Origin of the sequence: Thioclava sp. F34-6, assembly GCF_002213235.1 — a bacterium.
Classification (GTDB): domain Bacteria; phylum Pseudomonadota; class Alphaproteobacteria; order Rhodobacterales; family Rhodobacteraceae; genus Thioclava; species Thioclava nitratireducens.
In genome coordinates, this window is sequence record NZ_NBOA01000004.1 from 35,942 (window position 1) to 49,078 (window position 13,137).

12 protein-coding genes are annotated in these 13,137 nt (G+C 63.1%); 3 read left to right on the plus strand and 9 right to left on the minus strand.

The genetic code is table 11. From position 1 onward, the window contains the following. Positions 1-24: 24 nt before the first annotated feature. The 6 genes from B6V72_RS09070 to B6V72_RS09095 form a co-directional block, all read right to left on the minus strand. A complete protein-coding gene (locus B6V72_RS09070) occupies positions 25-1,311 on the minus strand; it encodes an ABC transporter substrate-binding protein (protein WP_075775416.1) in 1,287 nt (428 codons plus the stop codon). A gap of 73 nt (positions 1,312-1,384) precedes the next feature. Continuing rightward, positions 1,385-2,461, minus strand: a complete 1,077-nt coding sequence (locus tag B6V72_RS09075) for a branched-chain amino acid ABC transporter permease (protein ID WP_075775415.1) — start codon at positions 2,459-2,461, stop codon at positions 1,385-1,387. Positions 2,462-2,501: 40 nt separating this feature from the next. Then, positions 2,502-2,684, minus strand: a complete 183-nt coding sequence (locus tag B6V72_RS09080; RefSeq protein WP_075775414.1) for a hypothetical protein — start codon at positions 2,682-2,684, stop codon at positions 2,502-2,504. 148 nt (positions 2,685-2,832) lie between these two features. Next, complete coding sequence (locus B6V72_RS09085; RefSeq protein WP_075775413.1) at positions 2,833-3,822, minus strand: branched-chain amino acid ABC transporter permease; 990 nt, start codon at positions 3,820-3,822, stop codon at positions 2,833-2,835. A 38-nt stretch (positions 3,823-3,860) separates the two neighbouring features. Then, positions 3,861-4,682 carry an ABC transporter ATP-binding protein gene (locus tag B6V72_RS09090; RefSeq protein WP_088735384.1) on the minus strand — a complete coding sequence of 274 codons (822 nt, stop codon included), beginning with the start codon at positions 4,680-4,682 and terminating at the stop codon, positions 3,861-3,863. Further along, positions 4,679-6,655 (minus strand): long-chain fatty acid--CoA ligase, encoded by a 1,977-nt coding sequence (locus B6V72_RS09095; RefSeq protein WP_088735385.1) that lies wholly within the window; start codon positions 6,653-6,655, stop codon positions 4,679-4,681. Before B6V72_RS09095 ends, B6V72_RS09090 begins: the two co-directional genes overlap by 4 nt. A 211-nt stretch (positions 6,656-6,866) precedes the next feature. Here B6V72_RS09095 and B6V72_RS09100 point away from each other — a divergent pair, with 211 nt between their 5' ends. The 3 genes from B6V72_RS09100 to B6V72_RS09110 all read left to right on the plus strand — a co-directional run bounded on the left by B6V72_RS09100 (position 6,867) and on the right by B6V72_RS09110 (position 9,828). Beyond that, a complete protein-coding gene (locus B6V72_RS09100) occupies positions 6,867-8,771 on the plus strand; it encodes a PAS-domain containing protein (RefSeq protein ID WP_088723097.1) in 1,905 nt (634 codons plus the stop codon). Next, a complete protein-coding gene (locus B6V72_RS09105; protein ID WP_075775409.1) occupies positions 8,768-9,478 on the plus strand; it encodes a response regulator transcription factor in 711 nt (236 codons plus the stop codon). Before B6V72_RS09100 ends, B6V72_RS09105 begins: the two co-directional genes overlap by 4 nt. Positions 9,479-9,582: 104 nt before the next feature. Next, on the plus strand, positions 9,583-9,828 hold the full coding sequence (locus B6V72_RS09110) for a WGR domain-containing protein (protein ID WP_075775408.1): 246 nt from the start codon (positions 9,583-9,585) through the stop codon (positions 9,826-9,828). 19 nt (positions 9,829-9,847) lie between these two features. Here the strand turns inward: B6V72_RS09110 and B6V72_RS09115 are convergent, their stop codons facing one another. From B6V72_RS09115 to rpoZ, 3 genes are read right to left on the minus strand one after another with little or no spacing between them, the layout of a single operon-like run. Continuing rightward, entirely contained in the window at positions 9,848-10,519 is a 672-nt protein-coding gene (locus B6V72_RS09115) for a DUF2062 domain-containing protein (RefSeq protein WP_075775407.1), read from the minus strand. A gap of 34 nt (positions 10,520-10,553) precedes the next feature. After that, a complete protein-coding gene (locus tag B6V72_RS09120) occupies positions 10,554-12,686 on the minus strand; it encodes a bifunctional (p)ppGpp synthetase/guanosine-3',5'-bis(diphosphate) 3'-pyrophosphohydrolase (RefSeq protein WP_075775406.1) in 2,133 nt (710 codons plus the stop codon). Positions 12,687-12,713: 27 nt separating this feature from the next. Next, complete coding sequence (gene rpoZ, locus B6V72_RS09125) at positions 12,714-13,070, minus strand: DNA-directed RNA polymerase subunit omega (RefSeq protein ID WP_075775405.1); 357 nt, start codon at positions 13,068-13,070, stop codon at positions 12,714-12,716. Between the last annotated feature and the right edge of the window lie 67 nt (positions 13,071-13,137).

Genomic DNA, 13,137 nt, shown 5'->3' on the forward strand with positions numbered 1-13,137 from the left:
GCGCGCGCCGGAGGCCGTTTTCGATCAGTTACACTGGTTGGTGATGCCGTTTTCCGAAGCGAAGGCTGCGGAATCTTCTTCGATCAGCGGGTTGAGCACGTCCTTGTCGGATTCGATCCAGTCGGAGGCTTCGTTCCACTTCTTCGCAGCGGCATCCCACTGGAAGACCTTGGCGGAGCCGGGGCCCCCGTGGTTCTCACAGCTCGCCTTGATCGGCTGGGCGAAGTTCGGCAGGCCGAGCTCTTCCAGACGGGCTTCGGTCAGGTCGAGGTTCTCGAAACCGTCGCGCACTTCGGCGGCGTTGACGTTCGACTTGCCGGTCATTTCCTGCGCCTTGCGGATCGCTTCCGAGATGATCATCGCCGCGTACATGCCGCGCGAGTAGAGCATCGTGCCGACCTCATCGCCCGCACCCGAGGCCTTGCCGGCATCGACCACGTATTTCTTCAGGTCGTCATAGACCGGGTAGTCCATGCCGGTGCCGTGGAACGAGAGCGCCTTGTAGCCCGAGGCCTTGTCGCCTGCCGGAGCCACGTCGTTCTCCGAACCCGACCACCAGACGCCGATGAAGTGATCCATCGGGAAGCGGATGTTGACGGCTTCCTGGATGGCGACCTGGTTCATGACGCCCCAGCCCCACATCAGGACATAGTCGGGCTTGTCACGACGGATCTGAAGCCACTGCGACTTCTGCTCCTGCCCGGGATGGTCCACGGGCAGGGTCGACAGCTCGAAACCGTGCTTCTTGGACAGCTCTTCGAGCGTGCGGATCGGCTCCTTGCCGTAGGCGGAGTTGTGGTAGACCAGCGCGATTTTCTTGCCTTTGATGTCGCCACCTTCCTGATCAATGATGTGTTTGATCGCAACCGAGGCGCCATCCCAGTAGTTGGCCGGGAAGTTGAAGACCCACTTGAACACCTTGCCGTTCGCGGCCGAAGTGCGGCCGTAGCCCGGGGTGTAGAGCGTGATGCCGTCAGCGGTGACCTTCGGGATCAGCTGATAGGTGATGCCGGTCGAGAGTGGGTTATAGGCCAGCGCGCCTTCGCCCTTGGTGGACTCATAGCATTCCACGCCCTTCTCGGTGTTGTAGGCGGTTTCGCATTCGGGCGTCTTGACCATCTCACCGCCAATGCCGCCGTCACGCTCGTTAAGCAGGGTGAAATAGTCGTTGAAGCCATCGGCGTAGGGGATGCCGTTCGCGGCATAGGGCCCGGTGCGATAGCTGAGGTTCGGCACCACCAGTTCGGCGAAAGCCGGGGCCGTGGTCAGCGTCATCGCCGCCGCGACCAATGCGGTTAGGGTCTTCTTCATTCGGTTCTCCTCCCAGAATGTTCGAGTTTTGCGCCGGGCGTTTCCCGGTTCTTTGTGTTGGGCGGCCCGGCCCTCAGTGCGGGAAGGGCCAAAGCCGGAGTTTCTCTTTCGCGACGCGCCAGAGCTGTGCGAGGCCGTGCGGTTCCGCGATCAGGAAGGCCACGATCAGCCCGCCCACGATCATCAGCTCGATATGGGCGGCGAGATCCGTGGGCCAACCGAAGGTGCCGACGAGCACGTTCTTGAGGAAGACCGGCAGCAGCACGAGGAAGGCAGCACCCGCAAACGAGCCGAAGATCGAGCCCAGACCGCCGATGATCACCATGAAAAGGATCAGGAAGGACTTCTGGATGCCGAAGGCTTCGCCCACTTCCGCCGCGCCAAGGTAGACCGCGAAGAACAGAGCACCCGCGATGCCGATGAAGAAGGAGCTGACCGCGAAGGCCGACAGTTTCGTCGTCAGCGGGTTCACCCCGATGATCTCGGCGGCGATATCCATGTCGCGGATCGCCATCCATTTTCGCCCCACGGTGCCACGCGTCAGGTTGCGCGCGACCAGCGCCACCAGCGTCAGCATCACGAGGCAGAACATGTATTTCGCCATCGCCGAGGTCTGCGCGCCAGTCACGAAGACGCCGAACACGGTGCGCTCGGGCGCGTTGATCTGACCCGAGGCCGAGTAATTGTAGAACCACGGCACCTTGTTGAAGAGCCAGACGAGGAAGAACTGCGCCGCCAGCGTCGCCACCGCGAGGTAGAAGCCCTTGATGCGTAGGCTCGGCAGGCCGAAGATCACGCCGACTGCCGCCGTGATGAATCCCGCGATGATCACGTGGAAGAAGATGTTGATGTCCGGGAAGGCCGTCATCAGTTTGTAGACGGAATAGGCGCCCACCGCCATGAAGCCGCCGGTGCCAAGGCTGACCTGCCCGGCATAGCCCACGAGGATGTTCAGCCCGATCGCCGCGATGGCGTAGATCAGGAAGGGCACCGCGACCGCGTTCGCCCAGTAGTCGTTGATGAACAGCGGCACGATCCCGAAAGCGACCACCAGCACCGCGTAATAGCGCAGCCGGTCGAACTTGATCGGGAAGGTCTGGCTGTCCTCCCGGTAGGATGTCTTGAAATCACCTGCTTCGCGGTAAAACATCAGCCTCTCCCTTTCGCCAGGGAGAGCGCGTCGTCCCCCGTCAGCAGTCGCCGCGCCGGATCCTCACCCAGGCCCAGAGCCCGGCACCCGCCCCCAGGGCGGCCAGCACGATATTCAATGTTTGCAAGGTGGTCGGTTCTTCCGGCGGCGCGGCCAGCGCGATCCATCCGAATGCGAGCGCAGCTCCCCAGCCAATCGTGAACACGGTTGCGCAGGTCTTCATCGGTAACGGTCCTCCCAATGATCGTCACATCAGCGCGACGACACTGGGCTCCCCTCCCGTTGACGCCACGATATGCGGCAGCTTGTCGCACCCCTGCGACGCGATCAAGATTTTTCTCACCTTGCCGTGACAGCATCGTGATCATCGGTCAGACCCTCTCGATGATCTTCTCGCCGAACAGACCCTGCGGCCGGAACACGAGGAAGACGAGCGCGAGGACATAGGCGAACCAGTTCTCGGTCGCACCGCCAAGGAAGGGCGCCCCGATCAGCAGTTCGAACAGTTTCTCGCCCACACCGATGATCAGACCGCCGACGATGGCGCCGGGGATCGAGGTGAAGCCGCCCAGCATCAGCACCGGCAGCGCCTTGAGCGCAATCAGCGAAAGCGAAAACTGCACGCCCGATTTCGACCCCCACATGATGCCCGCGACCAGCGCCACGAAGCCCGCGATGGACCAGACGAGGATCCAGATGAAGCGCAGCGAGATCCCGACCGAAAGCGCGGCCTGGTGATCGTCTGCCACGGCACGCAACGCCCGGCCCTGCTTGGAGTATTGCGAGAACACGGTCAGCGCGGCCACCAGCAGCACCGCGACGATGGCCGCGACGATATCGAGATTGTCGATGAAGAAGCCGTAGCCGAACATGTTGTAGGTGACGGTGTCGATGGTCTCGTTGATGCCCTGCGGCAGCCCCACATCGAGCGTCTTGATGTCCGAGCCCCACATCACGTCCCCGAAGCCTTCGAGGAAATAGGCCATCCCGATTGTCGCCATGAAGAGGATGATCGGCGCCTGGTTGACCAGATGCTTGAGCACCAGCTTTTCGATGATGATCGCGAGGATCACCATCACGCCCGCCGCAAGCAGTATCGCGACGATCGCCGGAATCTCCCACGGGAAGTTCGTGTAGTGATTGCCCGTCATCGCGTTGATGAGATGGGCGAAGGGCACCTGACCCTTCTGGATGCCGACCAGCGTCAGCGCCGCGAAGAGTGCGAGCACGCCCTGCGCATAGTTGAAGATGCCGGAAGCTTTGAAGATCAGCACGAAGCCCAGAGCCACGAGCGCGTAGAGCACCCCGGCCATCAGGCCGTTCAGCGTCACCTCGGCGGCGTAGAGAACGATATCAGGCATGACGCGCCTCCGATGTCTGAATTGCGAAGCGGATGGTCTCAGTCATGGGCCACCCCCAGATAGGCGTCGATCACGTCTTGATTGTTGCGCACCTCGTCGGGCGAGCCGTCACCGATCTTCTTGCCGTAATCCATCACGACCACGCGGTCGGAGAGATCCATCACGACGCCCATATCGTGTTCGATCAGGACGATGGTGGTGCCGAATTCGTCGTTCACGTCGAGGATGAAGCGGCTCATGTCCTCTTTCTCTTCGACGTTCATCCCGGCCATCGGCTCGTCGAGCAGCAGGATCTTCGGCTCCGCGGCAAGCGCGCGCGCCAGTTCCACCCGCTTCTTCAGGCCGTAAGGCAGACGCCCCACCGGCGTTTTCCGGATATTCTGGATCTCGAGGAAGTCGATGATCTTCTCGACCTTCTCGCGGTTCTCGTGTTCCTCGGCGGCGGCACCGGTCCACCACCAACCTGCCTGCGCCACGAGACCCTTCTTCATATGGGTCAGCCGACCGGTCATGATGTTGTCGAGCACCGACATGCCGTCGAACAGCGCGATGTTCTGGAAGGTGCGTGCGATACCAAGACGCGCGACCTGATAGGGTTTCATCGGCCCGCGCTTGATGCCCTTGTAGAACACCTCGCCCTCGGTCGGGATATAGAAGCCCGAGATGACGTTCAGCATCGAGGATTTCCCCGCGCCGTTCGGACCGATGATCGCGCGGATTTCGCCCTCGCGGATGTCGAAGGAGATATCCTTGATCGCCACCACCCCGCCGAAGCGCAGCGTGATGTTCTTCATCTCCATGATGACCCCGCCGATCTGGCGGCCGTCGGCGGTGACGTATCCGTCTTGCATGTCTTTCATTCCGCCGCCTCCGCCATCTGTTTCGGGGCCACGACCTTCGCGTCGGCGATCTTCAGCGTCGCCTTGATCGAGCCCTTGCGCCCGTCCTCGTAGGTCACTTCCGTTTCGGTGTAGATCTCGTCGCGCCCGTCATAGAGCGCCGCGATCAGGTCGGCGAATTTCTCGCCGATCACGTTGCGGCGTACCTTGCGGGTCCGGGTCATCTCGCCGTCATCGGCGTCGAGTTCCTTGTGCAGGATCAGGAAGCGATGGACCTGACAGCCCGAGAGCATCGGGTCTTCGGCGATGCTTTCATTCACCTCTTCGACGTGTTCGCGGATCATCTCGTAGACGCGCGGGTGGCCCGCAAGCTCCTGGTAGGAGGCGTAGGAGATGTTGTTGCGTTCGGCCCAGTTGCCGACCGCCGTGAGGTCGATATTGATGAAGGCCGTGCAGCGATCGCGCCCTGCGCCGAACACCACCGCCTCGAGGATCGAGGGGTAGAACTTCAGCTTGTTCTCGACATATTTCGGCGCGAACAGGCGACCGTCGGCCATCTTGCCCACATCCTTCGCGCGGTCGATGATCCGCAGATGGCCGGTGTCTTCCTCGAAGAAGCCCGCATCGCCCGTTGCGACCCAGCCTTCCGGGTCCTTGGTCGAGGCCGTACTTTCCGGGTTCTTGTAATACTCCACGAAGGTGCCGGGGCTGCGATAGAAAACCTCGCCATTGTCGGCGATCTTCACCTCGACGCCCGGCGACGGCACGCCCACCGTATCGGCGCGGACTTCGCCATCGGGCTGCTGGGTGATGAAGACCGACGCCTCGGTCTGGCCGTAGAGCTGCTTCAGGTTGATCCCGAGCGAGCGGTAGAAGGAGAAGATCTCCGGCCCGATCGCCTCGCCCGCCGTGTAACCCACGCGAATGCGCGAGAAGCCCAGCGTGTTCTTGAGCGGGCCATAGACGAAGAAATTGCCCAGCGCATATGACATCCGCTTGCCGAAGCTGACGGGCTTGCCGTCGAGAATGTCGGGGCCGACATCGCGCGCGACCTTCATGTAATGGTCGAACAGCTTCTTCTTCAGCTTGCCCGCATCTTCCATGCGGATCATCACCGAGGTCAGTTGGTTCTCGAAGACCCGCGGCGGCGCGAAGAAATAGGTCGGCCCGATCTCACGCAGGTCGATCATCATCGTCTCGGGACTTTCCGGGCAGTTCACGGTGAAGCCCGACCAATAGGCCTGCCCGATCGAGAAGATGAAATCGCCCACCCATGCCATCGGCAGGTAGGCCAGAACCTCGTCATTATGGTTCAGGTGATCGAATTCCGAGGACGCCTTCGCAGTCTCGATGATGTTGCGATTCGACAGGACCACGCCCTTCGGCTTGCCCGTCGTGCCCGAGGTGTAGAGCATCACGCAGGTGCTGTCATAGGTCAGCTCGGCGATGCGCTTGTCGAGCTCGGCCTCGTAGCGCGAATGGCCCGCGCGGCCTTCGGCCTGCACGTCCTCCAGCGCGTTCATCCGCGAGTGGTCGTATTTCCGCATGCCGCGCTTGTCGGTGTAGGTGACATGGGTGACCGCATGGATGCGGTCCTCGATCTCGACGATCTTGTCGACCTGCTCCTGATCGCCGCAGACGACGAAGCGCGCGCCGCAATGCTCCATCACATAGGCCATCTCTTCGGCCGCCGCGTCCTGATAGAGCGGCACCGGAATCGCGCCGCACATCTGCGCCGCGACCATCGACCAGTAATGCATGGGGCGGTTGCGCCCGATGATGGCGACATGATCGCCCCGCTCCACGCCGAGGCTCAGGAAACCCAGCGCCATGGCGCGGATTTCCTCGGCCGCTTCGGCCCAGCTCCAGCTCTGCCAGATCCCGAATTCCTTTTCGCGATAGGCGGGGTAGCCACCGTATCGGGCCACGTTCCGCGCCAATAGCGCAGGAATCGATTGGGCAGAGTCCTGCCCCTTCGCGACTGCGTCAGCCAAATTTTCCTCCCTCGCGCCGGTATGTCCGGCGTCCCTCGACCGCTCTGGGCGCTCCTCCGCGCACAGTTCGGCATGGCTCGACAGTCTCTGTCAAAGTTTTCGTGATCTTTTCGTGATTGTAACGAATTCTTACGACTTCGCTGCGCAGCGAAACGCGCTTTGCCGCGCCGTCCGCCGGTGGTAGCAAAAGCCAAGGAGCGGGAGGGGCAAGGTGAGCGAAACAAGCCGCGAGCGGCTGACACAGGCGGGGCTGAACCTCATCGGACAGGCGCTGTCGATCTTCGACAGCGATCTGCGGCTGGCCGTGTCGAACCGACAATACCAGCTGATGTTCGACCTGCCCGATGCGCTGACCCGACCCGGCACCACCTTCGAGGATACGATTCGCTTCCTCGTGACGCGGGGCGAATACGGCGAGGTGGACGATATCGAGGCCGCCGTCCGCGAACGGGTCGAGACCGCGCGCGCCTTCGAGGCCCATTACATGGAGCGGCAACGCGCGAATGGGCGCACGATCTCGGTCGAGGGCGCGCCTCTGCCCGAAGGCGGCTGGGTCACGGTCTATACCGATATCACGCCGGTGAAGCGGCAGGAGGCACTGTTGCGCGCGCGATCCGAAGAGTTGTCGGGTCAGCTCCTCGACCATGCCGAGGCGCTCGCGGCGGCGAACCGCGAACTCGCCGCGACCAACATGGCGCTGGAGGAAACCTCGCGCCAACTGGCCATCACCGAGGCCCGCACCCGGCAGGTGACCGAGATGATGCCTGCCCATATCGCGCGGGTCGATCGCGACCTGATCTACACCTATTCCAACCGGCGTCTGTCAACCGTGATGCCCGGCTCGCTCGCCAATGCGGTCGGCCACCATGCGAGCGAGGCGCTCGGCCCAGAGACCTATCGCAAGATCACCCCCTGCTTTCGCCGCGCGCTTGCCGGCGAGGCAAGCGTGGTCGAGATCACCCATGACCCGTCGGGCCGCCGCATCCGCGTGGCGCTGACCCCCGATCTCGCGGGTGAGGACAAGGTAACCGGGATCTATATCCTCTCCACCGATGTCACGCACGAAGCGCAGGTCCGCGCGGCGCTGGCGCAAACGGCGAAGCGCGAATTGGCAGCGCAGCTGTCCTCGGGGCTGGCGCATGATTTCGCCAATCTGCTGACGATCATCCTCGGGTTGCAGGGGCGGCTCGAACGGATGGAGGGGCTGCCTGCGGAGGCGCAGGAGGCGATCCGCGCGACCCTTGGCGCGGCGCGGCGCGGCGGCACGCTTCTCGACCGGATCGCCGCGATCTCGGGACCGCGCGAGTTGCGCCCGCAGGCGGTGGTGCTGGACGATCTCTTCGACGATCTCGCCGCGATGGCGGGGCCGACGCTGCACGATCCGGTGACGCTCGACTTCGCCAATAACGGTCTGAGCGACCCGATCCTGCTCGATCCCGGGCCGCTGCAGGACAGCCTTCTGAACCTGATCCTGAACGCCAATCACGCAATGCGGGCGAAGGGCGGCACGATCAGTATCGAGGCCCGCGCGGTACGCGACACCTGGGTCGAGATCACCGTCACCGATCAGGGCGGAGGCTTCTCGGACGAGGCGCTCGAACACGCGCTCGACCCGTTCTTCACGACAAAGGGCAAGGAGGGCTCCGGGCTCGGCCTGTCGATGGTCTATGACCAGACCAAGCTCGCGGGCGGCACGCTGCGGCTGGAGAACACCGAGGACGGAGCGCGCGTAACGATGCGGTTACCGCTGAAAGCCGCCGCCCGGCAAGCCGACCCAATGATGGTTCTGCTGGTCGAGGATGACGAGGACATCCGCGCCAGCACCCGAGACATGCTCCGCGCCCTCGACCATACGGTCGTAGAGGCGGGTACGATCGCCGAGGCCGAGGCGCTTCTGAACCTGCCCGACATTGAACTGGTCCTGTCGGATATCCAGCTGCCCGGACCGCGCAGCGGGGTGGATCTTGCCCGCAGTATCGGCGATCAGGTTCCAATGATCCTGATGACCTCGCTGCCACCGGGCGATGCGCTGCGCGCGCAGGCCCCCTGCCCGGTGCTTCAGAAACCCTTTACCGCCGCGCAGCTTGCGGCGTTGCTTGCGGGAGTGCCTCGATGAGTGCCGACCATCCCCTTGTCGCGATCCTCGACGACGAGCCCGAAATTCGCCGGATGCTCTCCGATGCGCTCGAAGAGGCCGGGTTTCGCACGACCTGCTATGCCCGCGCAACCGAGTTCGAAGTTGGGCTGAAGCGCTCTTCGCCGGATGTCTGCCTCGTCGATCTGGGGCTACCTGATCGCGACGGACTGGCGCTGGTGCATCGGCTGGCGCTGGAATCCGGCGCTGCGATCATCATCATCTCGGGCCGCGCGCAGGTGCAGGACCGGGTGACTGGGCTGGAGCTTGGTGCGGATGATTACATCATCAAGCCCTTCGATCCCGCCGAGGTCGTGGCGCGCATCCGCGCCCGCCTGCGCAAGGGGCGCAGCGAAAGTCCCGCGCAGGCGCAAACCGCCCGTTTCGCAGGCTGGACCGCGCATTTCGACCGCTACCTCCTCGTCGCGGAAGATGGGGCCGAAACCTCATTCTCCCATGCCGAGGGGGAAGTGCTGCGGCTGTTTCTCGAAAGCCCGAACCGGCTGATCACCCGTGCGCAGATGCAGGAAAGCTTGGGCGGCGCGGCGGGCGAGAGCTTCGACCGGGCGATGGATGTGCGGATCTCTCGGCTGCGCACGAAGCTTCGCGAAGATCCGAAAAACCCACGCCTTATCAAAACGATATACGGCGCGGGGTACATCTTCCTGGGCGAAGTCCGCTGGAGCTGAGGACATAGCCCGCGCTGCGGGCAGCAAGGCATTAACCTCTTTTTGCTGGCCAAAACCGCTCCGCTCTGATTCACTTCACGAAATCGGGATACAGGGGCACTGCCATGCTCAATCTCCTTCTACACACGCCGACATCGCGACGGTTCTATCGCGTGGAAGTCTCCGACAACCTGTTCGGGGAATATACCGTGCTGCGCGAATGGGGGCTGCAAGGTCAGACCGGCGCCTCCTGCCTGCGCTGGTTCTCCAACCTGCGCGAAGCGGTCCATGCCGCCGAGCGGTTTCGCCGCCGGGCGCAACGGCGCGGCTACGCGCTGAGCGCGGCGGACGCAGGCGGCACGCAAAGCTGACGCGGCGAGCCGGATCGGTTCAATCCTCGGACTTCTCGGCCTTCGCCGCCGCCCTTTCCTCGCGCTTGATCTTCGCCCGCATCTTCTCGAGCCGCGCCTTGAGCCGACTACGCCGCCGGTTCTGATAGGCGGTGATGATCGGCAAGGACACGTAGTAGCAGATGGTCGCCGAGATCACGCCGGGAACGATTCCGCCGATCAAGTAGGGTAGCCAGACGTCGGTGAAGAACCGCTCCAAACCGCTCCATTCGGCATGTTCGGGGGTGAACATCGCCCAGAAGTTATGCAGCAGATCGTGGCTCGCCGCCTGAAAGGTCTGCAGCAGGCTTTCGGGCTCTCCGCCATGATCGAGCCGGTCGCCCAGGATCTTGTGCCCAAGCTTCGTCGAGAAGACAGCGATGATCGGGAAGGTGACCGGATTGCCGAAGAAGGTGGCGAGGATCGCCGCGAGGATATTGCCGCGCATGATCCAGGCCACGGCCGCCGCGCTGACGAAGTGAAATCCGAAGAGCGGCGTGAACGAGACCAAGACCCCGGCCCAGACGCCGCGGGCGATGCGATGCGGGCGGTCGGGCAGTCGGTTGACGCGGTGCTTGACGTATTGGAAAGCCCGGGACCAGCCCGAACGCGGCCAGATCGCCTCGCGCAGGTTGGCCAGAAGCCCCCTTTTTTCGCGCCGCCTGAAGACCACGCCGCCGTCCTTTCTCCCCCCTGCGCCGTGTGCGTCAGGGTTTGCGCGACAGGTTCCTGATCCGCTCCACCTGCGCCACGTCGCTCTCCGCCTCAAGGGCGGTAAGCAGGCGATGCATATGTTCCGCATCGCACAATTCGACCTCTACGAGCACCGAATAGAAATCCGGCTTGCGCTCCACGAAGTTGAGGTCCGAAATATTTGCCTTCTGCTGGCCGATCAAGGTGCAGATATGTCCCAGCACGCCCGCGTCGTTCGAGATCGTGACCTTGAGCGTCGCGGTATAGGCAGGCGGGTGTTGCCCGGTTTTCCAATGCAGATCGACCCAGCGTTCGGGCTGATCCTCGAACTCTTCGAGAGCGGGGCAATCGATGGCGTGGATCACCACGCCCTTACCGCGATAGGTGATGCCGACGATCCGCTCTCCCGGGAGCGGCTGGCAGCAATCGGCACGGCGGAAGCTCTGATCGGCGGCGAGCCCCAGAACGGCGCGGGTCGGCTCGATCTCGGCGCCTTCGCGGCGTTGCGCGAGTTCCGGGTAAAGCGCGTCCAACACGTCCGAGGCCGCCAGTTCCGCAGATCCGAGCCGCGCGAGAACCTCGTCCTGATCGCCGATCCCCAGCGCCTTGCCGGCGGTGCGCAGCGCCTTGTCGGTCACGCGGCGGCCGACATGCTCAAACGCCACCCGTGCCAATTCCTGACCCAGCTTGATGAAGCGGTCGCGATCTTCCTCACGCAGCGATTTGCGGATCGCTGCCTTGGCGCGCCCGGTCGCCACTATATCGAGCCAGGTCAACTGCGGACGCTGGCCCGAGGCGGTGATCACCTCGACCGACTGGCCGTTTTTCAAGCGCGTCCAGAGCGGAACGCGGATGCCGTCGACCTTGGCGCCGACACAGCTATTGCCGATACGCGTGTGGATCGCATAGGCGAAATCGATCGGAGTGGCGCCTTTCGGCAGCTTCACCACATCGCCTTTCGGCGTGAAGCAGAAGACCTGATCGGAATACATCTCGAGTTTGACGTTCTCGAGAAACTCGTCGTGATCGCCATCGCCATCGGGGTCCGAGAACCGCTCGCTCAACGAGGCCAACCATTTCGCCGGATCGACCGCGAAGGGGTTCTGCGCGCGCTCGCCATCGCGATAGGACCAATGCGCCGCGACGCCTGCCTCGGCGACTTCGTGCATCTGGCGGGTGCGGATCTGCACCTCGACGCGCTTGCCGTCGCGCCCCGACACCGTGGTGTGAATCGAGCGATAGCCGTTGGTCTTCGGCTGGCTGATATAATCCTTGAAGCGGGTCGGCACCGCGCGCCAACGGTGGTGGATCAGCCCGAGAACCCGGTAGCAGTCCATCTCGGTGCGAGTGATGACGCGGAAGCCGTAGATATCCGACAGGCGCGAGAAGGTGAGCTGCTTCTCCTCCATCTTGCGCCAAATCGAATAGGGCCGCTTCGCGCGACCGAACACGTCGGCGTCGATATCCTCGTCTTCGAGCAGCGCGCGGATGTCGGCGGTGATCTTCGGTATCACATCGCCGGTTTCCTTTTGCAGGCTGACGAAGCGCCGAATGATCGAGGTGCGCGCCTCGGGGTTGAGTACCTTGAAGGCGAGGTCTTCGAGTTCCTCACGCATCCACTGCATACCCATCCGGCCTGCGAGCGGCGCGTAGATCTCCATCGTCTCGCGCGCTTTCTGAGCCTGCTTTTCCGGCCGCATCGAACGGATCGTCCGCATGTTGTGCAGGCGGTCGGCGAGCTTCACGAGGATCACCCGCAGGTCTTTCGACATCGCCATGAACAGCTTGCGGAAGTTTTCCGCCTGCTTCGAGGCCGCGTTCGAGAGTTGCAGGTTGGTCAGCTTGGTGACGCCGTCGACCAGCTCGGCGATCTGCTCGCCGAACATCCCGGCGACCTCGCCATAGGTCGAGCGCGTGTCTTCGATCGTGTCGTGCAGAAGGGCGGTGACGATGGTCGCATCATCCAGACGCTGTTCGGTCAGAATCGCCGCCACCGCGACGGGATGCGAAAAATAGGGCTCGCCCGAATGCCGGAACTGCCCTTCATGCATATCCTTACCGTAGGCATAGGCCTTCCGGATCAGATCCGCATCGGTCTTGGGATTATAATTGCGGACGAGCGCGATCAGGTCTTCGACGTCGATCATTCGCGCTCGTTCCGGCCAATCAGTGGATTACTCGCGCCCTTGCGCGTCCATCAGCGCGCGCAGCATGCGCTCTTCGCTCATGTCGTCCTCGACGGCACGATCGGGGGATTCGCCACCCATGAGCATCGCCATCGAGTCCTCTTCGGGCTCGTCGACCTCGATCTGGGTCTGGTTGCTCTCGATGAGACGCTCACGCAGATCCTCGGCCGATTGGGTCTCCTCGGCGATTTCGCGCAGAGCGACGACGGGGTTTTTATCGTTGTCGCGCTCGACCGTGATGGGAGCGCCAGCAGCGATTTCGCGGGCACGATGCGAAGCAAGCATTACCAGCTCGAAGCGGTTCGGAACCTTGTCAACGCAATCTTCAACCGTCACGCGGGCCATGAATCTCTCCAGAAGAACTCGGATTGAGGGCCCTACTTAGGCTTTGCAGTGCGGAAACACAAGCGCC